Origin of the sequence: Streptomyces sp. SudanB182_2057 (assembly GCF_964272715.1) — a bacterium.
Taxonomy (GTDB): Bacteria; Actinomycetota; Actinomycetes; order Streptomycetales; family Streptomycetaceae; genus Streptomyces; species Streptomyces rubradiris.
Genome location: NZ_OZ186799.1, coordinates 18,014 through 43,007 on the forward strand (window position 1 = coordinate 18,014; position 24,994 = coordinate 43,007).

A 24,994-nucleotide genomic window follows, 5' to 3' on the forward strand; every position below is an offset into this window, starting at 1 on the left:
CAATCGGAACCGGGAGGCGCTCCGGCGGAAGACTGAAGCAGCGCGGCCTGGACACCCACGGTGGGACCAACTTTGAACGGGGAAAACATGAAAATTCGTGACGCAATAGTGGTCGATCTACCACTGTCGCAGCCGGGCGGGGGAGAGGCCAGAGTGGAGACACTGAACGACGTGCAGTCGATCAGACGGGAGGTCGAGACGATAGCCTCCCACACGCGGCACCAGGCCTTCGTCTGTATCGACCCAAAGAAGTGGGGGCCGGAGGAGTTCGACTGCTATCACTACCTGTCCCTCATGACCCTGCGCCGGGGTATCGCTCTGAGACTACTTGTCTCCCGAGCCTCGCTCGACGACTCCGCCGTGCTGTCCTATCTGGGCCGCGTAAGAAGGGAGGGGGGCGAGGTACGGGTCACCGACGGCCCGAGTAATGGTCTGCTGCTGTGTGACGGGCGAACGGCGCTCGTGTCGCACCGGGGGGACCAGCGGGCCAAGGAGGCCTTCGTCATAAAGGAAAGCGGTATGGTCGCCAGTTTATCGGCCATGTTCCAGCAGGCCTGGGAGGGGGCGGTGAACCTGAAGACGTTCGCCGACCGGCAAGTCGGGCTTCAGGGGGAGGACCGGCGGTTGCTCGCCCTCATCGTCAGCCCGGGCAAGGATGTCGTCCGGGCCCGGGAACTGGGTGTCTCCGTGCGTACATTCCACCGCCGGGTCGCGGACCTCTACCAACGGCTCGGCATCGCCAATCGTGCGGAGGCCGCACTCGTGGCTCGGGACTTCCGTGTGTTGCCCGCGGACTCGGACGTACATGTGAGGGGTGAGCGGCACTCCGCGCCTCAGCGGTGGGGCACACGCGAGATGGGACACGCTGCAGGACGCCGGGTTCGTCGGTAAGTAGTTCGGGGGCGACGGCGGCCTCCTGGTGCTGAGGGCCGCTGGCGGGCCGCAGAGTGATCACGGTGATCAGGGCGGTCTCCGGTTCGATGGCCAGGTGGGCCTTGAAGCCGTCCTGGCGGTGATGGCGGGTCTTGTGGACGTGCCCGGCCTCGGGATCGACGGTGGAGATGATCCGGTCCTCGGCGGTGCGGCAGACGAGGTCCTCTTGTCGTAGCGGGTGGCGACTGCCCGGGGGTTCTTGAGCCGGTTGACTGTGCGTTCGACCTCGTTGCGGCGCCGGTAGAGCTCGGGGTCGAAACCGGCGGGCCGGCTGCCCGCGCTGCCACGGCGTCTGCGGTTGGCCCGCTGGTCCTTCGGCTCGGGGATCGTGTGCGACTTCGCAGGTGGCGGCGATTGTTGCCGCGGGACGCGGATCCGGCCCAGGACCTCGACCAGTTGCGGGGCGTCGCCCCACTGGCCGGAGGTGACCAGGAGGGCCAGGGGCCGGCAGCCGCCTTCTCCCGCGAGGTGGCTCTTGGAGGTCAGGCCGCCCCGGGACCGTCCGAGTCCCTCGTCGGGGCGGTGGTGCCAGGGCGTCCACCTTTTTTCGGGATCCGAGGCTTGGCCTTGCGGTTCCGGCCGCGTGCTGGTGTGTGCGGTAGGAGGTCAAGTCGATGCGTCCCGCAAGGTCGGCGTCGGCCTGGACCGACTGCAGGATTCGGTCCCAGGTTCCGTCCGCCGACCCGCGGCGGTGCCGCTCGTAGACGGTCTTCCAGGACCCATAGCGTTCGGGCAGGTCACGCCACGGTATGCCGGTGCGGGTCCGGAACAGGATCCCCTGATGACCTCGCGGTGGTCGCTCCGCTGGCCGTCCGGTCCACCCGAAGGCGGCAAGTGCGGCTCCAGAAGCGACCACTCCGGATTCGTCAGATTCCCCTGACCCACATCTCCACCAATGAGCGAGCAGTCCGGAAAGGTACATGACCCGCCGGAGAGTGCCTAGGCCTTTGGGTCCGCGCCATTGGTCCGAGGCCCCGAGACTGTTCGGGGCCGTACGCCGTGCGGGAACACGGCTGGGAGCGTGGTCAGTACGCCGTTTTGGCCATACGCCGCCGCTCGCGTTCGGAGAGTCGGCTTCCGGACTCGCGGCGGGCCATCCGCTGGAGCAGCCGCGGAGCCAGCGCGATCCCGGCGACGGCCCAGAGCACGAGCACGCCAGCGACGGTCGTGTGGTGCCACGCGCCGGACACCTCCACCGCCTGGGCGCTGTCGGGAAGCAGTGTGGAACGAAGTCCCTGGGCGATCCAGCGCAACGGGAAGACGGACACCAGGTTCTGCAGCCATTCGGGCAGGTCCCGCAGCGGGAAGAACGTGCCGGACAACACCATCACTCCCATCATCGGCAGCATGTAGATGCCTAGGGCTTCCCGAGCGGCAGGCAGCATCGATCCGACGGCCGCCCCGATCGGTACGACGGCCACGATGCCGAGGACGACGACCCAGAGGAGCGTGAGCCAGCGCTGAGGTGTGCCGGGCAGTCCGGTCCCCAGCAACGCCCAGCCGCCCACCAGCAACACCACAAGGGATAGCGCGATGTTCACCAGGACGAAGAGGGTCTTCCCGGTCACGTAAGCGGTCATCGCGCCCGGCACACCGCGTAGGCGCAGCAGTGTGCCGTCCTCGCGGTCCCCGAAGAGGATCTGTGGGACGGTCAGCAGGCCGAACATGAAGATGATGCAGGCGATGCCGCCGGCCAGGGAGAGCTGTGTGGTGGCGTTGTCGTCGCCCTGCGACTGCCAGTAGGAGACGGCAAGGAAGATCAGCGGCGTCGAGAAGTAGGTGTAGATGTCCTTGCGGCTGCGGAGGGTCTGACGCAGTTCGACGGCGCCGCGGGACAGGCCGAGTCGGTAGGGGTTCACGCGGCGGCCTCCTCGGGGCGGGAGGCGGACGCTTCAGCGGTGTCCGGGCCCTGCTCGTTCGTTGCGCTGACGGCTGATGCGTCGTCCTCTGTGATCATGCGGAGGTACGTGTCCTCCAGCGTGGGACGGCGCACTTCCAGATCGGGGATCGGCCCGTGGAACTGTTGGTGCAGTTCCCAGACGACCTTTGACGGGTCCGCGGTGAGCCGTCGCTGCGGCAGGCCGTCCGGACCTGTCCAGATGACTTCGGACCGGGTCCTGGCGACGGCGGAGAGTTCGGCGAGGGTGCCACAGGCGGTGATACGGCCGTGCTGCAGGATGCCGATGCGGTCGGCCAGCTGCTGGGCCTCGTACATGTCATGGGTGGTGAGCAGCATCGTCGTACCGAGGCTGTCGCGTAACCCGCGGATGAGGTCGTGGAAGTCGCGGCGTGCTTCGGGGTCGAAGCCGGTGGTCGGTTCGTCGAGGAAGAGCAGTTCCGGTCGGCCGACGACGCCCAGGGCGACGTCAAGGCGTCGCCGCTGGCCGCCGGAGAGGGTGCTCACCTGCTGGTTCGCCTGTGCCGTGAGGCCCACGAGGCGGAGCATTTCGGCCGGCTCGAAGGCGCGCGGATAGTAGCGCGCGAAGTGGCCCAGCAGGTCGCCGACCCGCCAGCGGCCGTGGTCGCGGCTGGCCTGCAGGACGATGCCCAGGCGGCCGCGCCAGGCGGTGTCCTCGCGCCCGGGATCGTGCCCCAGGACCTCCGCGTCACCGCCGGAGCGGGCACGGTAGCCCTCCAGGATTTCGATCGTGGTGCTCTTCCCCGCGCCGTTGGGGCCGAGCAGCGCGAACAGTTCGCCGCTGTACACCTCCAGATCGAGCCCGCTCAGCACATCACGGGTGCCGTAGCGCATCCGCAGCCCGCGGACGCTGATCGCCGGCTGCGGCGCAAAGGGCCGGCCGGCCTCCGGCACCGTCTCCTGCAAAGTCATCAAATCCCCCCTGCGATGGAAGCGTGTCGTGGGCTGCGCGTCAGAGTCCGAACGCCGCAACCTGTCCTTTCCGTGAACCTAGCACTTGCCTGAGTGGAAAGTAAATGCGAGCATTACAAACAGATGCCGACCCCGATGGTCTGGAGGACCCGATGCACGACACCCCCGATCACGGCGCCGCCGAGGCCGCCGACGCCGCTGCCGCGCTGCGTGTCGCCGAGGCCGCGCGAGACGCGGCCGCCCGGCCGGGTGCCGCCTTGCCCGCCTGGTACCCGGCCGTCAACGGCGGACTGATGGCCGCCGGCCTCGTCCTGATCGGCCTGCGATGGGTCGTGTCCTCGTCGCCCGTCGTCCTGCTCATCGTGGGTGCCCTGTTCGTGGCGGCGCATGTGGTGCTCGCCCAGCGCTTCGAGCACAAGCCTGGCATCGTCCATGCCTTCCCGCGCCACACCGGCCGACGGCAGGTGGTCCTGACCTACGCCGTCGTGCTCGTGGTGGCCGTGGGAGCGGGCGCCTTCTTCGGGCCGGCGGGTCTCTTCATCGCCGGCGGCGTCGGCGGCGGCCTGGCCAACTCGTGGCTGCTGACCCGGGAACGCGCGGGAGACCAGAGGCCGTGAAGGGAGAGGCACGGGTGCAACCCGCATTGGACGAGCGCATTCACCATCCCACTCGGCTGGCTGTCATGGCGTTTCTCTCAGGGTGTACCGAGGCGGAGTTCCGTGCCGTGCGGGAGGGATGCCAGATCTCGGACTCGGTGCTGAGCAAGGTGGTCAGCGCTCTGGAGGCCGCTCAGTACGTCGAGGTGCGCAAGGGATACGTGGGCAAGCGCCCGCGCACCTGGCTGCGGCTGAGCCCGGAAGGACGCCGGGCGCTTCTCGCCCACCTCGAGGCACTGCGCGGCCTGGCCTCCCAGGCGGCGCAGCGGGGTGCGGTGATCGGCGAAACACCCACGGCCGAGACGTAGGACCACCCCTGCCTGAACCGCCGCCGTCCGCACAGCGGGCGGCGGCTCAGCGCGTTCCGGTCACCGCTTCACCGAACTGGGCTTCGTGCAGTCCCGCATACGTGCCCCCGGAGGCCAGCAGTTCCTCGTGCGTGCCCTGTTCGACGATACGGCCCCCGTCCAGGACCAGGATGAGGTCGGCGTCGCGTACCGTCGAGAGCCGGTGGGCGACGATCACGGACGTACGGCCGGAGCGCAGCCGTGTCAGCGCCTCCCGCACGAGCAGTTCGGTACGTGTGTCCACCGAGCTGGTGGCCTCGTCCATGACCAGGACGGCAGGGTCGGAGAGGAAGGCCCGGGCGATGGTGACGAGTTGCCTCTCGCCGGAGCTGAGGCCGAGGCCGCGCTCTCCGATCACGGTGTCGTATCCGTCCGGCAGCGTACGGACGAAGTGGTCCACCCGAACAGCCTTCGCCGCGCTGACGACCGCTTCCCGCGAGGCCCCCGGCATGCCGTAGGCGATGTTGTCGGCGATGCTGCCCTCGAAGAACCAAGGGTCTTGGGCCACCAGACCCATCTGTGAGCGCAGATCCCCGCGGGGCAGGACGGAGATGTCGGTGCCGTCCAGCATGACACGGCCCTTTGCCGGTTCGTAGAACCGCATGAGGAGGTTGAGCAGCGTCGTCTTGCCCGCCCCGGACGGGCCCACCACGGCTACGGTCTGTCCCGGTGCCACGGTGAAGGAGATGCGGTCCATGAGCGGGGCGGAGTCGTTGTATCGGAAGGACACGTCCTCGAAGGTGATCCCGCCGCGGGCGTCTGGGAGGGAGACAGGCGGTGTGGCGTTGGTGAGTTCCTCTTCTTCGTCCAAGAACTCCAGGACCCGCTGCGCGGATGCCGCTCCGGATTGCACAAGGCTCGTCAGTGTCGCCATCTGGGTCAGTGGCTGGCTGAACTGACGTGCGTACTGGATGAACGCCTGGACGTCGCCCAGCGTGAGCGAGCCGGACGCCACGCGGAGACAGCCGACGACGGCCACCAGGACGTAGTTGACGTTGGAGGCGAAGACAGTGGCTGGCTGGATCACCCCGGAAGCGACCTGGGCCTTGAACGCGGCCGTGCTCAGTGCGGCGTTCTCCTCACGGAAGCGATGCAGCGCTCGCTCCTCCTGGGCATAGAACTTCACCAAGGCATGTCCGGTATAGGTCTCCTCGACAAGGGCGCTGAGCTGGCCGGTGCTCTGCCACTGGGCGACGAACTGTGGCTGCGCCCTGCGCCCGGCGTACATCACGATGAGCGCGAAGACGGGAACAACGCTCAGGGCCACGAGTGCGAGGATCCATGAGATCCAGAACATCGCCGCCAGTACTCCCGTCACCGTGAGCACGGATGTCAGCAACTGGCTCAGCACCTGCTGCGCACTCTGCTGGATGTTGTCGATGTCGTTGGTGGTCCGGCTGAGTACCTCGCCGCGTGGCGTCCGGTCGAAATATGCCACCGGCAGCCGGGTCAGCTTGTCGGCGATCCGTTCACGCAGCGCGAAGACGGAGTGCTGCACGATGGTGGTGACCAGGCGGGCCTGGAGCCAGCCGATGGCCGCGAGGCCGGCATAGGCCGCGGTGGTCCACAGCAGGATGATTCCGATCGCCGGGAAGTCGGTGCCGTGCCCGGGGACGACGTCCAGTGCGGACACCATGTCCGCCAGAGACTCCTGCCCCTGGGATCGCAGTGCCCCGACCGCCTCGGTCTTGCTGACGCCTTCAGGTAACTGGCGGCCGATGATTCCGGCGACGATCAGGTCAGTGGCCCGGCCCAGCAGTTTCGGTCCGAGCACGGACAGCGCCACTGTCGCCGCAGCGAGGGCCGTCGACGCCAGGACGAGCGTCCGCTGCGGCCGCAGGACTTCCCACAGTTGGCGTGCTGCGCTTCCAAGAGCCGTGGCGGTCGCCTTCGACCGGGGTGCCCGCGCGCTCACGCGACGGCCTCTTCTTCGGACTGGGACAGCGCCAGCTGCCGGTAGGCCTCGCAGGAGCGCATCAGCTCCGGGTGGGTTCCGCTGCCCACGACGGCTCCTTGGTCGAGAAGTACGATCCGGTCGGCGTGCCGGACCGTCGAGATCTGCTGAGTAGTGATGACGACGGCCGCATCGGCGGTTTCCTCGGTGAGGGCACCCCGCAGCCGCTTGGCGGTGGTGTAGTCCAAGGAAGCGAAGGTGTCGTCGAAGAGGAAGATCCTGGGACGAGGCACCAGGGCGCGGGCGATCGCGAGGCGCTGGCGCTGACCACCGGAAAGATTGGCCCCGCCCTGTGCGACGGTGGCGTCCAATCCCAGTTCCGTGACGAAAGTCTTGGCCTGAGCGACCTCCAGGGCGTCCCACAGTTCCGTGTCGCTCGCCTCCGGGTTGCCGTAGCGGAGGTTCGAGGCGATCGTGCCTGAGAAGAGATACGGCTGCTGGGGGACGTAGCCGATCAGACGGGCCAGGGAGCGGGGGGCCAAGTCCCTTACATCCATGCCGTTTACCTCAACCGACCCTGTCGTGGCGTCGTACAGTCGAGCCACGAGCCCGAGGAGCGTGGACTTCCCGCTGCCCGTCGAGCCCACCACTGCGGTGACTTCACCGGCTCCGACCCGCAGGTCCAGGTTTCTCAGGACGGGTTCCTGGGCGCCCGGATACCGGTATCCGGCAGCGCGGATCTCCAGCAGCCTGTCCCCGTCCGGCGTCTGGTCGCCGCGCCCGGAGACATCCCCCGGCCGGGCGGCGGGCCGTGCGGCGAACACCTCTTGTATCCGCTCGGCGCTGACCTCCGCCCGGGGCAGGAGCATGAAGATGAGCGTGGCCATCATGATCGACCCCAGTATCTGGCCCAGATAGCCCAGGAACGCCGTGAGCGCGCCGATCCGCAGATCACCGTCGTCGATCCGGTGGCCGCCGAACCACACGACAGCCACGGAGGACAGGTTCGCGATCAGCATCACGACAGGAAGCATGAGCGCGGCCAGCCTCCCGGCGCGCAGGGACACCTCACGCAGGTCCGCGCTCGCCCGGCCGAACCGCTGCCGCTCATCGGCGTCACGCGTGAAGGCCCGTATGGTACGGACACCTGCGATCTGTTCCCGCAGCACACGGTTGACCTCGTCGACACGGTCCTGCAGCCCTCGGTAGACACCGCGCATACGCTGGCTGATCAGCATCGCCGCCATCCCGAGAACGGGCACGCTGATCAGAAGCAGCGACGACAGCGGCACATCCTGGTCGAGTGCCATCACCACACCGCCGACACACATGAGTGGTGCCGGCACGAGCATGGTCGTTCCCAGGACGACGAGCGCCTGAACCTGCTGCACATCGTTGGTGGTCCGGGTGATCAGCGACGCCACGCCGAACCGGCTCGATTCCTGTGCGGAGAGAGTGAGCACATGCTTGAAAAGATCCTCCCGCAGCGCACGTCCCACGTCTGTCGCCAGTTGGGAACCCAGGTACAGGGCGCTGAGCGCGCACAGGGCCTGGAGCAGGGTAACCGCGCCCATCACCCCGCCCAACCGCCATATCTCCAGGGTGTCGCCGGCGAGCAGCCCGTCGTCGATGACGGCCGCATTGACGTCCGGCAGATAAAGGGACGCTGCAGTCTGTATGCATTGCAATAGGGCGAGCAGTGAGAGTCGGCCGCGGTGATGTCGCAGCTGCCTGTGGAGAATATGGCGCAGCATTACTTCTTCCCTCTGCGTATGTTATCGGCGTTCCTGACTGTACGCGACTTGGGTCATCCGTCTTGGCGGTCGACTGCCAACACCCTGGCATTCGGATGTCACTGTCTGGCAGTCGGATGTCATGCGAATCCCTGGCATTCGACGGTGGACCCGTGCATGATCGTTGTCGAGCCGAGGAAGACAGTCGCATTCGGGGGGACATACGCATGAGTTCTATTGCCGCGCAGGACTTGAGTGCGTTCCCCGAGGTGGACGAACTTCTCGGTCGTCTGGGGCTGGGGGGCTTCGAGCGGGACTCGGTCACCTCGCGCCCGGGACGCAACGAGGCCTGGCTCGGCAGGACGACGAACGGCGCGCGGGTGTTCGTCAAGCACCTGCGCGGCGGCACCGACGACACCGGAGCGCGGCTGCGCCGACTCCTGGACTTCCAGGAATTCGCCGACCGGATCCCCGCCGGAGAACTGCGGTACCCCCGTCTGCTCGGCCATGACGAACCGGCGCGGCTCGTCGTCTTCGAGGCGGTGGATGATGCCAGCAGCGGGGCGAAGCTCATGGTCGACGAGACCTTCGACGATGTCTTGGCGCACACTGCGGGGCGGGCCGTCGGCCAGCTCCACGCGTCGGGCCACGACGGTATGAAGCTTCACCGAGGAGTGCCGCCGTTACCTTCCCGGGAATTGCTTCGCGGAATCTCACAGAGCCTGTTCGAACAGTCCAGCTTCGGCCAGCTTTCGGTTTTTTCCCTTATGCAGCGCGACGGTGAACTGGCTCAGGGAATTGACTCACTGCTCATACTGGAGCAGAAGGCGGAAAAAGTTCCCTCCCATTGCGACCTGAGGGTTGACCAATTCCTGATCAGGGGTGATGATTTATTCATCGCCGACTGGGAGGAATTTCGCCTGGCCGATGCCGCGCGGGACATCGGAAGTTTTGCCGGAGAGTGGCTTTACAGGTCGGTTCTGGACATCATGACCCATCGCGGCGACGAAGGTCTCGTCGACTTCGAACTGAGCCATGACCTCATCGTGTCCCGCGGCGCCGAAAAGCTGGAACGACTCCGGCCGCGCATCGAGAACTTCTGCCGAGGCTACCGAGAGGTCCACCCGCACACCGACCCGGAACTGTGGGAACGGGCCACCGCGTTCGCGGGCTGGCACGCCCTCGACCGGCTCATCGCCGGTGCGGTCAGGAGCGCCCGGCTGTCCGGCATCGAACGGGCCGCAGCCGGTGTGGGACGCAACGCCTTGCTCCACCCCGCGAAGTTCGCCCCGGCCCTTGGAATGGAAATGACGGTGACGCCATGACCACCGCAACACAGACCGCTACCCTGCCCGACCGCCTGACCGAGGCGGTGCGGCGGACATGGGTGAGCGAGGACCTCATGGCCGCGCGCGTGGGGGACCGGGAGCTCACCGCTGAACACCCCCGTGAACTACAGCGTGCGCTGTCGACCACGCTCTACGAGGAACTGCACGCCGGCATGGTGGAGAAGGAGCCGGGCGCCGTTCCCTACCACTTGCGTGACCCGCGTTTCGAAGAGCAACTGGCCGCAGGGGTCCCGCACCGGACGACGACCCGGTTGGTGCCGGTCCGCGCGGTGCCGGCGGATGGCGACAGCCGCATTCTGGTGGAACGCGAGGGCGTCCGGGTGTGGATGCCGCTGGCGGACGTACAGGACGACGGGCCGTTCGCGCTCGACCAGAAGGTGACCGTGGCCGTCACGGCCGCGCGGCCCGCCCTGTCCCCGGGATTCTTCCTGGTGGACGGAGCGCGGCCGGTCGAGCGGGGGCCCGGCGCGCTCCTGCGTGTGTACCTGCATCTGACGGATGCGGAGGGAGCCATCGGCGTCTGGTCGGACGCACTCCACTTCCTGGAGGGACGGCACGCGAACTACCGGGCGAAGGTGCTCTCGGCCCGGCCGCTGTACCCTCGGCGCGACGCGCTGGTCGTCTATCTGCGGCACGGTTCCTGGGACTTGGCCCATGATCTGGCTCAGGCCCTGCGTGGACAGCCTGCGCTCGGGGACGGCGTCTCGCTGTTCGCCCGGCCGCTTGCGCCGGGGATCGCAGCGGCCTGGGAGCCCGCGGACCAGAGGCCCGGCATGCGCGGCCTCAGCTTCGGGCAGCACCGGGCAGGTGTCCTCGCACAAGCCCTGATCGAGCAGCGCAAGACCTCCGGGAACCTGGAAGAGATCGTTCTGCGGCACTTCGCGGAAGCCGGTATCTCGGCGACCGACCCCGCGGAGAACACTGACTTGCCGAGTTGAGGCGGTTGCAGGGAGTGAAAGCACGCACTCCCTGTTTTCATCCCAAATCGGCGTCTTGCCAACCAGCAGCGTCACCTCAGTCATAAGGGGTTTTCATGAACAACCACGCCATCGCCATGGACCTGGTCGCCGGCTACGGCGCCTACGCCGACACCGCGGAGCTCACCGCTTCCGCCGCCTCCGACGCCCCCGCGACCACGTGGGTCTGCGTCACCGTGGTCAGCCTCGAGAGCTCGGCCGGCTGCGCCGCCACCGCGTCGGCCGCCGCCAGCCTGGTCTCCGGCACGATCAGCGAGGGCTGCTGACCTCTGCCTGTCACCTGACAGGCAGAAACGCCCGGTCAACGGGCCCAAGAGAAAAGGGAGAGTGAGTACCGCCATGTCCCAGCACAAGGCTGCCATGGACCTGGTCGCCGGCTACGGCGCCTACGTCAGCATCGAGGGCATGAACGTCGATGCGATGTCCGACGCTCCGGCCACCTCGCCGGCGTGCATCATCAGCGCCATCGAGAGCGCCGCGGCCAGCTACGCCAGCGCCACCGTCATTTCGGCGACCATCAGCGACGGCTGCTGAGCGCACGAACTGCCGGCCTCGACCGCTGACGTACGACAGTCACAGGACGTTTGACTGATCGCATGAACTGCGGCATACGAAGAAGCCGCAGCGGGTGCCGAGAGAAGCGGCACCCGCTGCGGCGGCTCTTGCGCGACTGCCTGACCGGCGCGGACCCGAGGTCCCATGCGGCGGATCGTGTCGCAGTGCCAGACTACCTGGGAGTACGCCCGTGGCCACACTATCCGTCCTCGTCCCCTTCGTTCCGCACCGTCCGGAACAGATTGTGCCGTTCGCCGCCTACGTCCAGTGGAGCCCTGCGCACCGGCTGTGGCAGGGCCAGGGAACGCTGGTGGACCCGTACCAATCGTTTTCCTTCGCCGCAGGCGCCGGATTCCGGGTGCCGATCGGAACCGGAGTCACGCTGATGCCGCTTCGGCATCCCTACGACGCGGCCATGCAGGCCCGCTCTCTTGCGGCGGTGAGCGGACACCCGGTGGTCGCCGGCCTCGGCCCTGCGGCCAAGTCGTTCCAACAGGGCCTGCTCGGCGCCCCCTACGCCAGCCAGCTCACTGCCGTTCGGGAGTACGTGCGAGTGGTGCGCAAGCTGCTGGATGGAGATTTGGTCGAGGAGCAGGGCGAGTATTTCTCGGTGCGCACCATGCTGTCCACTCTGCCGACGCCCCCCGTCGAAGTGGGTCTTGGGGTGCTGCGCCCCGGCATGGCACGGGTGGCCGGAGCCCTCGCGGACGTGGCGATCACCTGGTTGACTCCCGCGGACTACCTGCGCAGCCACGTCCTGCCCGCCCTGCGCGAGGGAGCCGAGGCAGAAGGCCGGGCGGTACCCCGCGTGACCGCCATTGTTCCCATGGCGGTGAGCAGACCGGACCGCGACCCGGCCAGGACCGCGCTCGCCAGCAACATCGGGCACCTGAGACTCCCCCATTACCAGGACATGCTCCGGCGGGCCGGAGTCGACACCGACCCGGGGAATGTTGAGGACGGAGCGAAAGCGCTGGTCGCGGGCGGTGCCTTCCTGTACGGATCGACCACAGAGCTGGCCGACCAGATCCGTGACTTCTGGGCCGCAGGCGTCGACGAGGTCGTGGTGAACCTGTCCGGCGTCCACCAACTGCACGGACTGCAGCCCACCCTCGCCGAACTCGACGAGATTGTCCGAGAGGCAGCACGATGACCACTCCGCTTCCCGGCTCTCCTGAGACAGGCGGTGCCCCAGCGCTCGGTATCGAGCGCCTGCTGCTGGTGATCACCGGTTCGGTGTCGGCCGCGCACATGCCGTTCTGGCTGAACTGGCTGGGCATGACCTACCCCGATCTGGAGATCAAGGTCGTTGTCACCCCCAGTGCCGGGAGGTTCGTCACCAGGACCGCCCTGTCCACAGGACCGGGCGGCCGTGAAGTCTGCACGGACACCTGGCCCGGGGAGGACACTCACGCCCTGCACGTCGAATGGGGTGAGTGGGCCCAGGCCGTCCTGGTCTATCCGGCCTCTTTCCAGTTCCTGGCCCGACTGGCCCTCGGCCTGGCCGACACCCCCGCGCTGCTGGCAGCACAGTGCACAACCGCTCCTGTGGTCGTGGCGCCCGGGCTGCCCCCGGGGGGATGGCAGAGCCCCGCGTGTGTCGCTCACGTCACTGCCCTCAAGGCCCGACCCAACACGGAGGTCCTCACCCCCCTCCAGGGCCTCAGCAGGGCGACGGGTCGTCAAGAGGCGTGGACGCCGGCCATGCTGCCGGACACCCTGCGGGCCATCGAGCGGCTGCGATGACCGTCTACGCCCCAACCCAGTACATACGCCGCTACGGCACCGGCCTGCTGTCCACCGAGGTGCACGCCAAAGGCACGGGAGGGTACCTGTGGCGCCGGGCACCTGGCCCGTCTGCGCCCTGTCCGTTCACGCTCGTGCCGCCGGTCCTGGAGGAAGCGATCACGGGCCTGCCGCAGGACGGGGTGGGCCGCTTCGTCCTGGGAAACACACAGGATCAAACGCGTGTCTACCACGTGGGCGACGACACCTCGGTGGCCGAACGGGCTTTACGGGAAGGCCCGGGCGAAGGACTCGACAGCGTTCTGCACGCCGTCGGAGGTCTGCTCGCCCGGCTCCACTCGCTGCCGGAACACCTGGCCGCTCACAGTGATCTGCCCGCCGGCTCAGCGGGTATGTCCAGACTGACGGCATGGTGGTCGGGCCGGCCCGCGAACGGCCAGGCCACCACTGCGAGAGAACTGCTGCGCACCGAGCTGGGCTCGGACAACTGGCAACTGATGCAGCGGTGGCTTGACCTGGCCGACAGCCAGCCGGCGGTCGTCTCCCACGGAGCACCCACACTCGGCTCGGTCATCCACGCCGGACCGGACCACCAGGTCGAGCTGCTGACAGGGGAGAATCTCTGTGTCGCTCCCTGGTACGCCGACCTCGGCTGGCTGGTCGGCGAGATCGTCGAACTGGCCTGGCACCACGGTGCCAGCCACTCCCAGTGGCAAGCCGTGCTCAACGCACTGTTCGAGGGCTACGGACGGGATCTCGGCACCCACTGGAACCGGGCGGCAGCCCTGCGGATCGCACTGCACCTGCACGACTACAGCGCCTACGTAGCCCTGAACCCCCTTGAGATACGTCGGTACGCGAGCTTCCTCTCGCACCTCATCTCCCTGTGACGAAAACGCGGTGACGCAAACAGTGACGACGACGCGGAGACGAGCGCCGGAACAAGCGACGGTCCCCAGGCTGCTGCGCGCAGAACTTTCCAACGGACTTCGGGTGTTGATGAACCCCGTCGTCGGCATGCCCCGGGTCTCGATCTGTGTCACGTACGGTGTGGGCTTCCGCTCGGAGCAGCCCGGTCAGGAAGGCCTGGCCCACCTCTTCGAGCACCTGATGTTCCGCGGTAGCGAGAACCTGCCGCCCGGACACTTCTACGAGCACATCCACCCGCTGGGCGGCGAGGCGAACGGAACGACACACCAGGACTACACGGACTACTACCAGACTGTGCCCTCAGCGGCACTGGAAGCCGCCCTGTTCGCCGACGCCGACCGCATGCGGGCCCCCCTTCTCAGCGACGCTGTGCTGGCTGAGCAACTGGTCGGAGTGGGACAGGAGATCAGTGACCGCGTCCTCGACCGGCCCCTGGGTGACTTTCCCTGGCCGCTGCTCCCGCGCGTCCTCTTCGACCGGCACGCCAATGCGCACGACGGATTCGGCGACATCACCCGGCTGCGAGGCGTCACACAGGCCGACTGCGCCAGGTTCTTCCACCGGCACTACGTGCCCGGCAACGCCGTGCTCACCCTGGTCGGTGGCTTCGACCCGGACACGGCACTCGCTCTCATCACACGCCACTTCGGTGACGTAGCAGCCCGCCCCGTCCCGCCGCGGCCGGAACTGGCCGAGGACACGGACGGCCAGGGCCGGTGGCTGCGCTGCACCCAACCCCAGATCCCGGCCACGGTCACCGCCCTAGGGCACCGGCTTCCCGGCCCCGATGTTGACTTGGACCGCTACCTGGCCACGACGGTCGTGGCGCGCATCGTCGCAGACCAAGGGGTACGCGTTGCTCCGGGCCAGGCCCTGAGAGTAAGCAGCGGTTGCGGATTCTTCGGACCGTTTGACGCGCTGAGTCCCGATGCCCTTATCACGACGAGCGTGTTGCCGAACGGGGTGTCCCCGGAACGGTTCGTCGAGGCGGTCACGCACGCCCTCCCGGCCGACCCGGACGCCCTGAAGCCCGTCCTAGCGCAGACGCTTCTACGCCTCGCCTCCGAACATACACGCACCCATGGCGACCTGACGGCGCGCTGCCGTGCCCTAGGGCGCCTTGAGCAGCTGTTCGGCAGAGCGGAGCTGGTCGACGAGATACCCGGACGACTGGGCACCGTGACACCTTCACAGGTGGTCGAAGCGGCGGACAACCTCCGAAAGACGCCCTGCGCGGTGCTGGTCGTCGAGCCCGGACCAGTACGGTCGCGTCCGGTCGGCGGATCAGGCCAGGATGCCGGGAAGGACCGCCCACGACACGCACAGGCGGCGGCCGCCGTAATCCCTCCCACGGCGTCGCGACGTCCGCGGCCCGCTTTCCTGCACGGCGCGCTGAGCAAACCTGTGCTTCCGTCCGCCACGAGCGAGGTCCTCGACACAGGGCTGCTCGTGTCGGTGGTCGAAGACCACCGCACCCCGCTCGCTGAAATTCGACTACGGATACCACTCGGCTCGGCTGGTCTCCTCAACCCGACAGCGGTCGACACGCTCGTGCGCTCACTCTGGCCACGTGACGCCGAAGCGCACCGGGCGGCCGAGCCGGGAAGTCTCGTGATCCGACGCTCCCCGGACAGTCTGTGGGTCGAAGTCACCGGTTACGTCTCCATGGCGGCCTTGGTCTGGCTGCTCCACGCACTGGCCGAACTGATCACGGCGCTCGACGCGGCGTCCCTCCCGCCAGGGAGAGAGACGCCGGGTGTGGTTTCGTCCAGTGGAACGCCGGACGAAGCGATGGACGCGTTGCTGTGCGCGACCCTGTGGCGACGGCCTTCCGCTGCGACGGCCCAGGTTCCGCTCACGGCCGGTCCGGGCTGCCTGACGGTCGTGGGCCCGGTCTGCGCAGCACAGGTGCTGGACATCCTGCGCGTCCACGGCAACGCGCAGGGCTTTCCTGCCGCGGACCACCGGCTTGCCACGGAGTGGGAGGCCGCGGCCGTGATCTGCCAGGAGCCGCACAGCGGATCCGAGGGCGGACTTTCCGCCACCCGGACGCTCCTGTGCGCTCCCGGGTTCGAGGCAGGCGAGGACGAGGCCGCACGCTATCTGGCGGCGGCCGTACTGGGGCTGCGCCTCCGTACACACATGCCCAAGGCGTTGGGGCAGCTTGGAGGCGACATACCGCCCAACTGCGACTTCCGTGTCGGACATGATGTCTTCCTCGGACTGCCACGTGCCTGGGTCCGCGTATACGCGCCTGGCACAGAATCGGATCGACTCCTGACAGAGCTACGGGCGGTGACGAACCAGCTCGCCGATGGTTCGGATGCGTCGGAGGTCAGGCGAGCGGCCAATTTCTGTGCCGCACAGATGCTGGCCGTGTTCGACTCCCCTTCGGCCCTGGCTGACGCCTTGGTGCGCTTCGGGACCTCGGGTTGGTATGCATCAACGATCGCCGACTTCTCTGGCCGCCTCCGGACCGTATCCCCGGCCCGGGTCTCCGACGCCATCGCGCGTCTGTACCGGCCGGCCATGTATGCGGCCGTACACCATATCGAGCTCGCACATGCTGCGGGTACCGCACCGCTGGGCAAGTTGGCCTTTCGCAGTGACTGAGTCGGGCTCCCCCAGACATGAGTGGTGGAGCAGAAGGAACGGACTTTGAGAAAACCCAACAGTGAGGCGCGAACAATGGAAGAGCCCCAGCCCTACCAGAAACTGCTGTCCATGGCGGAACTACTGACTCCGGCCGCCATCCGAGCAACCGCAACACTTGGTCTCGCCGATCACCTCCAGGCCGGAGCCACCACGTCTGCAGCTCTTGCGGGGCGCGCGGGAACGCAGCCTGACGTGACCGACTCTCTCCTGCGCTATCTGGCCGACATCGGTCTGGTGGCCACGGGCGACGGCATGCACTACGCCCTGACCCCGCTCGGGGAGCCGCTGTTGTCGAGCCACCCCTTCAGTGTGCGGCAGATACTCCGCAACGACAGCATGATCGGCCGTGGCACACGGTCCCTGGTCTACCTCGACCACACCATACGGACGGGAGAACCCGCCCAAGGCAGCTACTGGGACGAAATCAATAACGACCCGGCGTACGTCGAGGAGTGGGCCGAACAGGCTCGTGCTGCCGACGCAGCTCAAGACCAGTTGCCCCCCTACGGGGCGCAACTCATCATCACCGACTACGACTGGAGCCAGGTCCGCACCGTGATGGACGTTGGCGGGCATCTCGGTGCCATCCTCATGGCGCTGTTGCGTCACCATCCGCACCTGCGGGGGACGCTCATCGACCTCAAGAACGTCGCAGAACAGGCGGCAGCCCGCTTCGCGCGCAGTGACCTGGCGGACCGCGCCGAAGCAGTGGTCGGCAGCTTCTTCGATCCCCTTCCGCCGGGACACGATGTCTACTTGCTCTCCGGGATCCTCGCGGACTGGAACGACGACGACTCCGTCCGCATCCTCGAACGCTGTCGGGAAGCCGCCGGCGCGGAGGGCAAGATTTTGCTCGCCGACGTGGCCCTGCCTGCGAGTGGGCCAGCTGTCGAACTCCAGTACCGATCATTGATGCCGGCCCCCTCGCGCCCGGTGGAGGAGGTGGAGAGACTATGCAGCAAGGCTGGACTGAAAATCAGGTGGCGCGGACCTTCCACCGGACCGCGGGTCCTTATGGAACTCACCGCTTCCTGAATTCTGGGCCACCCACGAAAACCGCGCACAAGTAAGGGAGACGCCAGCGGCCGTACCCGAGATGGATCAATGGGTTCCGCTGGTGGAAAAGCCGGTCGCCACGGCGATGACCGCCTCGATGACCGGCTCGCCGCCGCTCACGCGGAGCGAGGGAATCCCGATCCGCCCGGCGGCCAGCACGTCGATCGCCGGCCCGAGGGCCACCGGCACCAACGATGGACAACGGCACCGGACAGGCTCCGCGGGCCGGCGCACTCTTCGCGTCCGCTCTGCTGCGCCGTTCCGGGCCACAGCCAAGGATGAAAGCCTGGTGGTCCACCGACACCGCGGCGGACCACCAGGAAGCACCGAGCCTAGTGACCGACGGTGATCGCCCATCGGACAGTGGACGGCGCGGTCACGCTCACCGTCCCCTGCTCGCGGGTCTTCTTCAGGTCCATCTGGTTGTAGGTGCTGCTGACTTCCCCGGCCACACACTTCAGCGGGAAGCTCAACCCGACCGGTTTGACCTCGACAGTCAGCTCGCCTTGGCCCTTGCAGTTCACCAGAACCGCGAGGGGACCGCTCTTGAAGCCGCCTTTCACCTCCAACTCCCGGTTGCCGCTGGCATTCACAGCCTGTGCGACGACTTCGCCGTCCGGCAGGACCGGGGCCTTGGTCACGGCTTCACCAGGGATGTTCTCGGCACGGTCAGGGGCTGGTGTGCGCGCCGATGAGGAGGAGGGGCGAACGGGCCCCTTGCGGCTGGCGTCGGGCGCGTCGCTGTCATCGCCGCTGCAGCCAACGGCGAGAACGGCTACGGCGGCCAGCGCGGTCGCGGCTGCGAGGGGGGTCAGCTTTCCCACAGATACCAGCCTACGCGGTAAGGGGAGTAGCTGGTCACGGTCTGTTCCGGCGTTGTGGTGCAGTTGCCGCGCAGCCAGTAGCTCTTGCCTGTGTGCTTGAGCCGCCAGACCCCGTACACGGCGTGGGTGGTCTTGTGTGACGGTGTGTCCACCGAGATGGAGTTGCCCAACTTGGCCGTGAGCTTGGCGGACACGGTCACCTCGTACTTGGCCTTGACCCTGGCGAGCAGCGTCCCGACGGACGTCTCCAGCTTGCCCGTGACGGAGACGCCCACCTCTCCCGTGACCTCGGACGTGAACGTCGACCTGGCGGTCCGGGACGTGCCGTTGTAGTTCGCGTTGGGCGGTCCCACCGCGCGGTGATACTGGCGGCCCTGCTTGGTAGGTATGTAGACGCCATGCGCGGGAGTGCAGTCGACGCCCGCCGGTACGTCGCCGGGAAGCGGCGGCTTGGCCGAAGGCTCGTCCGGCTCCGTATCCACTTCGTTCGCCGGCACCTCCGTGAGGTCGTCTTCCTCAGGCTGCTCGGGCGGAGATGTGTTGATGACGTCGTTGCCGAGCGGGGCCGACGTTGAAGACGTGGGTACGGGTGTCTCGTCGTCCGCGAGTGCCGGCCCGGCTAAGGCCGTGGCCAGCAGAAGCGCTGTCGCGGGGACGAGGATGGTGCGGCGTGCTGAAATTGTCACGGTACGCCTATCCGATGGAACCGCTCTGTAAGCGGCCGATTACGCTGAACCGTATGGCAGGGGCATGTCGGAACTGAAGATTCCGTGGATCTTCTGAGGGGAAACTGAGGTTCTGCCCGCCGTCTTGTCCGCTCGAAGCTGCCCGCGCCAGGTCGCCGCCGTCCCCGGCGCTCGCCCCGGCCAGGTCGCCGTCTCGCCCGACAGCAGCCGTAGCCAGAGCGACGGTCCCAGCGGAGGCGCCGCTCGCGCCCGCCTTGGCCGAGCTGCTGGTGGTACAGGCGGGAGCCAGTCGGCCTCCGCCCCACCGGCAGGAAACGTGCAAGGCGTCGGCCGCGTGTCCTCCGAGGGAGGGTCTGGCTACACGGAGATGGTGACGGAATACGTAGCAGCAGAGGGCGGGGCAAGACCGAGGAAGGCCAGGTAGCTGCGGGGATCGCGTTCATAGCGTGGGCTGAGCCGCCGGTAGTCGGACAGCCACGATACGGTGCGCTCGATGACCCAGCGGCGTCGCCCTAGGCGCTCGCCGGACTCGATGCCCTTGCGGGCGATTTGGAACCCGGCTTGCCCCGATCCACGGGGGTCGGACCTGTGTGTTCGCCCCCTTTTTCGCCCTCACATGGGCGGTGTGCGGTCGACTTCGAGATGCCAAAGCACGGCGGCAACGCACGCCAGGCACACCCGGATACCAGGGCGTAGATGATCGCGGCGAAGAGCGTCTCATGCTCTTGACGATCCCCAACTCCCGGTCCGTCCTCTCCGCTTCCTCGAAGCACCTGGTCAAGAGGTGGACGGTTGTCAGGGTCCTCCGCCCTATCAGAGGAGCGAACTCGACTCGCCGGGGGCGGGTGGGTCCTTTCCGCCGGGAGCGCAGAGGGAGCGGGCGCGCGGGGCGCCCGCCCCCCTGGTGCCGCCCGGGTCAGTCCCGGGGCGCGGTGGGCGCTTCCTGCTCGGGCGATTCTTGGACGGTGTCGTCCTTTCGCGGTGTGGTGAACAGGCCGCAGAAGGCGGTAGCGGCGATGAGGACGGCAGCGGAGACCAGGAACGTGGTGTGCATGGCACTCGTGAAACTCGTGGTGAAGGCTTCGTTGCCCAGGCGCTCGAAGAGCGCTGTTTCACCGGCGCTCAGACCGGCGGGCGGACTGGGCGGACTGAAGTGCTCGGTGCTGCCGGCGGCGGCCACGAACGTGTCGCGCAGGTCCGAAGGCAACTGAGCGGCCTGGCGTGCGGCCGCGTCGGGGAGGGCCGCGTTGAGCCGGGCGGAGAGCAGGGCACCGAGAACGGCGGTGCCGAGGACGCCACCGATCTGGCGGGTGGTGTTGGAGACGCCGGACGCGGCGCCGGCCAACTGGGGGTTCACTCCGTCCATGGTGGCCTGTTGCAAAGGAGCGAAGGTAGCCCCGCTGGCGATGCCAATGATGATCAAGCCCGGGAGCAGACTCCAGGCACTGCCGTGCGGGCCGGTGGTGGCGACCAGGACGAGCAACCCGACGGAGAGCAGCGTCAGTCCGGCCATCAGGACATACTTGCCACCGAACTTGTCGGACAGCCGACCGGCGTAGGTGGAGCCGACCGCGGTCAGGACGGCGTTGGGCAGCATCACTAGACCGGTCTCCAGCGCGCTGTAGCCGCGGGCCGTCTGCAGATAGAGGACGAGGACGAAGGCGATGCCGATCATGCCGAGTTGGAAGACGAACCCGACGCCGTTACCGACGGAGAAGTTCCGGGCCTGGAACAGGCCCAGCGGCATGAGCGGTTCGCTCTTCTTCTGGCGGTGCTGCCAGAGCACGAACAGGATCACCAGGATGACGCCGGCGGTGATGACGGAGCCGATGCTGATCGGGCCGCTGATGGTCCCCCAGTCGTAGCGCTCGCCCTCGATCAGTCCGAAGACGATGCCGGTGAGGCCGGCGGTGGCCAGCGCCACGCCGATGAGGTCGAGGTTGTGTCCGCGGCCGGAGCGCATGACCGGGACGTAGCGGAGGGTCAGCAGGGCCGTGATCACACCGATCGGCACGTTGACGAAGAAGATCCAGCGCCAGCTGAGGTGGGCGAGGATGAGGCCGCCGGCGACCGGGCCGACGATCGGGGCGAAGCCGACGATCGCCCCGAACAGGCCGAACGCCCGGCCTCGCAGCCGTGGCGGGAAGATCGTCAGAATCGACGAGATGACCTGGGGGAACAGCAGCGCGCCCCCGAGTCCCTGCAGCACCCGCGCGGCCAGCAGCTGCCCGGGCGAGCCGGACAGCCCGCACAGGGCCGAGGCCACCGTGAAGAGGGTGATGCCGATCAGGAACAGCCGCCGGTAGCCGAAGATGTCCCCGAGCCGCCCTGTGGTGATCAGCAGCACCGAGAAGACCAACATGTAGGCGTCGATCATCCACAGCACCTGGTCGTAGGACGCGTCCAGGCTGTGGATCAGTGTGGGGATAGCGATGTTGACGATGGTTCCGTCCAGCAACGACATGAAGAAGCCGATGCAGAGAATGCCGAGGACCAGCCACGGCCGCTCGGTGGCCGGCGCCTCCGCCGTTTTGACTTCCGTCACTCCGATGACCTCCATGAACTCGGAGCACCGGTCGTGGTTCTCGGGCATGCGGCAGGACCAGGCGGTCGCACTCGGCGGGTGGAGGCAGGCACCTGATGCCGCGCATACGCGGGCCCTGAAACCGCGACCGGGGGTGGAACTCTGCCTGGCGGCGACATCTGACGCCCTGGAACAGCGCTGGAGGCGGTGAGAACCTGAAGCGGTCCGATGAGATCCGGAACCCGGGCAGGTCGTATTACCGTCACAGCACCGGAAGCCCGGCGTCAGGCAATGCACCGTCACGCCGACGGATTGACGATCCGTTGGGCGAACTGCCGCCACCATCGCAGAGACAACCCTTTTTATGGTATGACTCCCACCTTCCTCCGGTCATCGGGACCCGAAGAAGCTGGTTGGCGAGGCAAGAGCCCAACGGTGAGAAGCCGAATGGGACTCTAGCAAGGCCCATAGCGCCTCGCAACGAGCCCACCCACGGTCCGTGACAGGTCAGTCGGGCAGGGCCGGCAGCCCGAGCTGGCGCAGACAGCCCAGGTCATCACGCCATTCACGGTGGTGGCGGATCCGGCCCTCCATCACCTGGCACAGGTGCAGTTGCTCGGCGGCGAACCGGCGCCCTGTGGGCGGCAGCCCGACGAGATCACCGGTGTGCCGCCCGCTCATCACCAGATGAGCGGTGACGAACCCCCCGCCCTCCCGGTACCCGATCTCCTCGAAATGAAGTTCGGAGAACGCGTTGCGCAGCCAGTCGACGGAATCTGTGAAGCTCTCCGGGCCGCGCTTGTCGGAGCGTTCCAGTGTCGCGGGATTGAGATATTCCGGGTGAATGTAATCCGGCACGTCATCGATTTTCCCGGTGGCGAACGCCTGGAACATCCGACGCACCGCGTCGATTGCCTCGCTCATGGCCGCATCTCTCCCTGTTCTCCTTGGCTCATCGGACGACTTCGCCCTGTCTCACCGGACGGCGCATCACCTCGGCCATCATGGCCCCGGAAGACAGGGGGCCACAAGACCCGCCCACACTTTCCACGGTAATTACCGGAGTGCCCTTCAAGAATTTCTCGACCGTTTTTCATGCAACTCTCCACTGCCGTCGAGTATTCCTCTGAAAGGGTCAGACGATACGGAGGAAAGCATGGATTCGACCGCCTACAAGTCCGAGGTGACGGACGCCTTCAACAACGCCGCCGACTCCTACGATCGAGGCGGGGTCGGGTTCTTCACCCCCATGGGCCGCCGCCTGGTCGAACTCGCCGCGCCTCGCCCGGGCGAACGGGTGCTCGACATCGGCTGCGGCCGCGGTGCCGCCCTGTTCCCGGCCGCGCGGGCCGTCGGTCCGACGGGGCGGGCCGTCGGCATCGACATCGCTGACACCATGGTCGCGGCTGCCCGCGCCGAGGCCGCCCGGATGGGCGCCGACAACGTCGAGTTGCTGGTCATGGACGCCGAGCGGCCGCGGTTCGCACACCGTTCGTTCGATCTGGTGCTGGGCAGCTACAGCATCCTGTTCCTGCCTGACGCGTCTGCCGCGCTGGCCCGCTACCCCCGCATCATGACGACCGGGGGCCGGCTGGCGTTCACCTGCCCAGTCTTCGAGGCGGACTGCTTCCCGTTCCTGCCACCGGTGTTTACTCCGATGATCCCGGCGTCCGTGCCGGCCGCGCTGCCTGATGACTGGCAGCCGAACGAGCTGCGCCGGCGCTACAACGGCTGGCTCTCCGACCTCGGCTTGCTCGAATCGACGCTGCACGAGGCCGGCTTTACCGACGTGACCGTGCGGGACCAGTCCGTTCCCATGTCCGCCAAGTCTCCGAGCGCCTGGGTCGAGTGGTCGCACACGCAGGGCATGCGGCTGCTCTGGGAACGTCTGCCCGCGCCGATCGCCGCCGAACTGCGCCACTCACTGATCGCCGGACTGTCCGAACTGTGCGGCCCCGACGGCTCGCTGGTGATCGACACGCCGGTGCGCTTCGTCACCGCGCGCGTCGGCTCCTGACCGATCCACGCGTTCGGGAACGTACGGCAGCGGGCGCGATGATCGCGCCCGCTGCCGCTCGGTGACGGGTGCCGGTCAGCAGAGCTTGGCGTAGAGCACCTTCCTGAGAGGCGGAACGACGGTGGCGGTCCGGAGCACCGTTTTGAACAGCAGACGCCGTGTCGCGCTCTCGGACACGAACATCCGGGCGGCCCGCAGCGATTCGGCGACCGCCCGGAAGCCGTCCCGGCGCATCGCGGCCTCGTACCGGCGTACGGCGGTCCGCAGATCAGCTGCGCCGGTGAGTTCACGGGCGAGGAGCGCGGCGTCGTTGAGCGCCATGTTGGCGCCGACGCCCCGCAGTGGCGTCATGCTGTGGATGGCGTCGCCGAGCAGGGTCACGTTCGTCGCCGGCCACGGGGCGGGAGGGACGGATGTACGGATAGTGACCGCGTTGACGGTCCCCGGCTCGGTCTCGCGGATCATCGCCCGCAGCGCGGGGTGCCAGGACCGGGTCGTCCCCGCGACCAACTCGGCCAGTCGGGCACCGTCCATCGCCTCGACGCCCACCGGATAGCGGTGCTCGCCGGCACCGTACGCCCACATAAGGTAGCCCTCGTCCGCGCCGGGCTCGTGCGGGGCGACGAACATCCCGGTGCCGTGCGGCGCGACCACCGAGTTGGGCCGGGCGCGCAGGCACTCGGGCAGGAGGCGCTCGGCGGCCGACAGGGCGAGGCGGCCGACGATCGAGACCATGCCGACGTCGACGCGCTGCGCGTGCGGCAGATACTGCCTCCGGACACGGGAGTTGGCCCCGTCCGCCCCGACAACAAGGTCGGCCACGGCACGCGTGCCGTCGGCGAACCGGCACTCAACCCTGCCGTCCGGCGTGCGGTCATACCGTTCGAAGGACGCGTCGAACCGGACCACGTCCTCCAGCCCGGCCAGCAGGATCTCCCGCAGCATGCCGCGCTCGGCGGAGTAATGCTGTTCGGCGTCCGGACCGCCGTCCACGACGGCCAGTTCCCGCAGCCGCTCCGTCAGAAATCCGAACTCCTGCCGGATCCGGCCGGCGCGCGACAGGAACGCCTCCCACGCCGGTGGTTGCAGGCAATGCCGGAGCGCGCGGGCCCCGGTCGGGTTGATGCGGACCCGGTAACCGTGCAGGGCGTCGGCCGGGGACCGGTGCCGTTCGTAGACCTTCACCTCGATCCCGGCGGTGCGCAGCGCCTGGGCCAGGCACAGTCCGCCGGTGCCCGCCCCGATTATCGCGACGCTCGACACCTTCCACCTCCTTCGAACC

Annotated in this window: 23 protein-coding genes and 2 pseudogenes; 13 read left to right on the forward strand and 12 right to left on the reverse strand. The window is 67.8% G+C overall.

From position 1 onward, the window contains the following. Window positions 1–153: 153 nt before the first annotated feature. Window positions 154–891: a hypothetical protein gene (locus tag ACSURM_RS38315; protein ID WP_436961298.1), complete on the forward strand. Its 738-nt coding sequence runs from the start codon at window positions 154–156 to the stop codon at window positions 889–891. A gap of 69 nt (window positions 892–960) precedes the next feature. Here the strand turns inward: ACSURM_RS38315 and ACSURM_RS38320 are convergent. The 3 genes and pseudogenes from ACSURM_RS38320 to ACSURM_RS38330 form a co-directional block, all read right to left on the reverse strand. Continuing rightward, window positions 961–1,818 (reverse strand): annotated as a pseudogene (locus ACSURM_RS38320) (IS5 family transposase). 140 nt (window positions 1,819–1,958) lie between these two features. After that, window positions 1,959–2,792 (reverse strand): ABC transporter permease, encoded by an 834-nt coding sequence (locus ACSURM_RS38325; protein ID WP_436961299.1) that lies wholly within the window; start codon window positions 2,790–2,792, stop codon window positions 1,959–1,961. Beyond that, the gene (locus ACSURM_RS38330) at window positions 2,789–3,763 is read right to left on the reverse strand and encodes an ABC transporter ATP-binding protein (RefSeq protein ID WP_436961300.1); all 975 of its coding nucleotides are present in this window, start codon (window positions 3,761–3,763) and stop codon (window positions 2,789–2,791) included. Before ACSURM_RS38330 ends, ACSURM_RS38325 begins: the two co-directional genes overlap by 4 nt. Window positions 3,764–3,867: 104 nt before the next feature. Between ACSURM_RS38330 and ACSURM_RS38335 the strand changes: the two genes are divergently transcribed. Both ACSURM_RS38335 and ACSURM_RS38340 read left to right on the forward strand, forming a co-directional pair. Beyond that, the gene (locus ACSURM_RS38335) at window positions 3,868–4,380 is read left to right on the forward strand and encodes a hypothetical protein (protein WP_436961301.1); all 513 of its coding nucleotides are present in this window, start codon (window positions 3,868–3,870) and stop codon (window positions 4,378–4,380) included. A 65-nt stretch (window positions 4,381–4,445) separates the two neighbouring features. After that, window positions 4,446–4,727, forward strand: coding sequence for a transcriptional regulator (locus ACSURM_RS38340; protein ID WP_436961302.1), 282 nt, complete (start codon window positions 4,446–4,448; stop codon window positions 4,725–4,727). A 46-nt stretch (window positions 4,728–4,773) separates the two neighbouring features. On the opposite strand, the gene ACSURM_RS38345 is transcribed toward ACSURM_RS38340, so the two are convergent. After that, on the reverse strand, window positions 4,774–6,681 hold the full coding sequence (locus tag ACSURM_RS38345; RefSeq protein WP_436961303.1) for an ABC transporter ATP-binding protein: 1,908 nt from the start codon (window positions 6,679–6,681) through the stop codon (window positions 4,774–4,776). Continuing rightward, a complete protein-coding gene (locus ACSURM_RS38350; protein ID WP_436961304.1) occupies window positions 6,678–8,414 on the reverse strand; it encodes an ABC transporter ATP-binding protein in 1,737 nt (578 codons plus the stop codon). The genes ACSURM_RS38345 and ACSURM_RS38350 overlap by 4 nt, the downstream gene beginning before the upstream one ends. A 206-nt stretch (window positions 8,415–8,620) precedes the next feature. Here ACSURM_RS38350 and lxmK point away from each other — a divergent pair, with 206 nt between their 5' ends. The 9 genes from lxmK (at window position 8,621) to ACSURM_RS38395 (ending at window position 17,640) form a co-directional block, all read left to right on the forward strand. Next, a complete protein-coding gene (gene lxmK, locus ACSURM_RS38355) occupies window positions 8,621–9,718 on the forward strand; it encodes a class V lanthionine synthetase subunit LxmK (RefSeq protein WP_436961305.1) in 1,098 nt (365 codons plus the stop codon). Then, window positions 9,715–10,680, forward strand: coding sequence for a T3SS effector HopA1 family protein (locus ACSURM_RS38360; RefSeq protein WP_436961306.1), 966 nt, complete (start codon window positions 9,715–9,717; stop codon window positions 10,678–10,680). Before lxmK ends, ACSURM_RS38360 begins: the two co-directional genes overlap by 4 nt. Before the next feature lie 95 nt (window positions 10,681–10,775). Continuing rightward, window positions 10,776–10,985: an LxmA leader domain family RiPP gene (locus ACSURM_RS38365; protein WP_436961307.1), complete on the forward strand. Its 210-nt coding sequence runs from the start codon at window positions 10,776–10,778 to the stop codon at window positions 10,983–10,985. A 73-nt stretch (window positions 10,986–11,058) separates the two neighbouring features. After that, window positions 11,059–11,253 carry a hypothetical protein gene (locus ACSURM_RS38370; RefSeq protein WP_436961308.1) on the forward strand — a complete coding sequence of 65 codons (195 nt, stop codon included), beginning with the start codon at window positions 11,059–11,061 and terminating at the stop codon, window positions 11,251–11,253. Between the two features lie 211 nt (window positions 11,254–11,464). Continuing rightward, window positions 11,465–12,427 (forward strand): LLM class flavin-dependent oxidoreductase, encoded by a 963-nt coding sequence (locus ACSURM_RS38375; protein ID WP_436961309.1) that lies wholly within the window; start codon window positions 11,465–11,467, stop codon window positions 12,425–12,427. Next, on the forward strand, window positions 12,424–13,020 hold the full coding sequence (locus tag ACSURM_RS38380) for a flavoprotein (RefSeq protein ID WP_436961310.1): 597 nt from the start codon (window positions 12,424–12,426) through the stop codon (window positions 13,018–13,020). The genes ACSURM_RS38375 and ACSURM_RS38380 overlap by 4 nt, the downstream gene beginning before the upstream one ends. Beyond that, window positions 13,017–13,910: a hypothetical protein gene (locus ACSURM_RS38385; protein ID WP_436961311.1), complete on the forward strand. Its 894-nt coding sequence runs from the start codon at window positions 13,017–13,019 to the stop codon at window positions 13,908–13,910. The genes ACSURM_RS38380 and ACSURM_RS38385 overlap by 4 nt, the downstream gene beginning before the upstream one ends. Before the next feature lie 109 nt (window positions 13,911–14,019). After that, window positions 14,020–16,563 carry an insulinase family protein gene (locus tag ACSURM_RS38390; RefSeq protein ID WP_436961312.1) on the forward strand — a complete coding sequence of 848 codons (2,544 nt, stop codon included), beginning with the start codon at window positions 14,020–14,022 and terminating at the stop codon, window positions 16,561–16,563. Between the two features lie 24 nt (window positions 16,564–16,587). Further along, window positions 16,588–17,640, forward strand: coding sequence for a methyltransferase (locus ACSURM_RS38395; protein ID WP_436961313.1), 1,053 nt, complete (start codon window positions 16,588–16,590; stop codon window positions 17,638–17,640). A gap of 66 nt (window positions 17,641–17,706) precedes the next feature. Here ACSURM_RS38395 and ACSURM_RS38400 read toward each other — a convergent pair whose 3' ends face one another. The 6 genes and pseudogenes from ACSURM_RS38400 to ACSURM_RS38425 form a co-directional block, all read right to left on the reverse strand. Then, window positions 17,707–17,844, reverse strand: coding sequence for a hypothetical protein (locus tag ACSURM_RS38400; protein ID WP_436961314.1), 138 nt, complete (start codon window positions 17,842–17,844; stop codon window positions 17,707–17,709). A gap of 149 nt (window positions 17,845–17,993) precedes the next feature. Continuing rightward, on the reverse strand, window positions 17,994–18,485 hold the full coding sequence (locus tag ACSURM_RS38405; protein WP_436961315.1) for a hypothetical protein: 492 nt from the start codon (window positions 18,483–18,485) through the stop codon (window positions 17,994–17,996). Then, window positions 18,473–19,171 carry a hypothetical protein gene (locus tag ACSURM_RS38410; protein WP_436961316.1) on the reverse strand — a complete coding sequence of 233 codons (699 nt, stop codon included), beginning with the start codon at window positions 19,169–19,171 and terminating at the stop codon, window positions 18,473–18,475. The genes ACSURM_RS38405 and ACSURM_RS38410 overlap by 13 nt, the downstream gene beginning before the upstream one ends. 357 nt (window positions 19,172–19,528) lie before the next feature. Further along, window positions 19,529–19,723 (reverse strand): annotated as a pseudogene (locus tag ACSURM_RS38415) (transposase); the annotation flags it as partial. Window positions 19,724–20,087: 364 nt separating this feature from the next. Next, the gene (locus tag ACSURM_RS38420; RefSeq protein ID WP_436961317.1) at window positions 20,088–21,764 is read right to left on the reverse strand and encodes a DHA2 family efflux MFS transporter permease subunit; all 1,677 of its coding nucleotides are present in this window, start codon (window positions 21,762–21,764) and stop codon (window positions 20,088–20,090) included. A 438-nt stretch (window positions 21,765–22,202) separates the two neighbouring features. Then, a complete protein-coding gene (locus ACSURM_RS38425; protein ID WP_436961318.1) occupies window positions 22,203–22,619 on the reverse strand; it encodes a SnoaL/DnrD family polyketide biosynthesis methyl ester cyclase in 417 nt (138 codons plus the stop codon). A 232-nt stretch (window positions 22,620–22,851) separates the two neighbouring features. On the opposite strand from ACSURM_RS38425, the gene ACSURM_RS38430 reads away from it, so the two are divergent. After that, window positions 22,852–23,712, forward strand: coding sequence for a class I SAM-dependent methyltransferase (locus tag ACSURM_RS38430; protein ID WP_436961319.1), 861 nt, complete (start codon window positions 22,852–22,854; stop codon window positions 23,710–23,712). Window positions 23,713–23,787: 75 nt separating this feature from the next. Here the strand turns inward: ACSURM_RS38430 and ACSURM_RS38435 are convergent, their stop codons facing one another. Beyond that, window positions 23,788–24,975 (reverse strand): FAD-dependent oxidoreductase, encoded by a 1,188-nt coding sequence (locus ACSURM_RS38435; protein WP_436961320.1) that lies wholly within the window; start codon window positions 24,973–24,975, stop codon window positions 23,788–23,790. Between the last annotated feature and the right edge of the window lie 19 nt (window positions 24,976–24,994).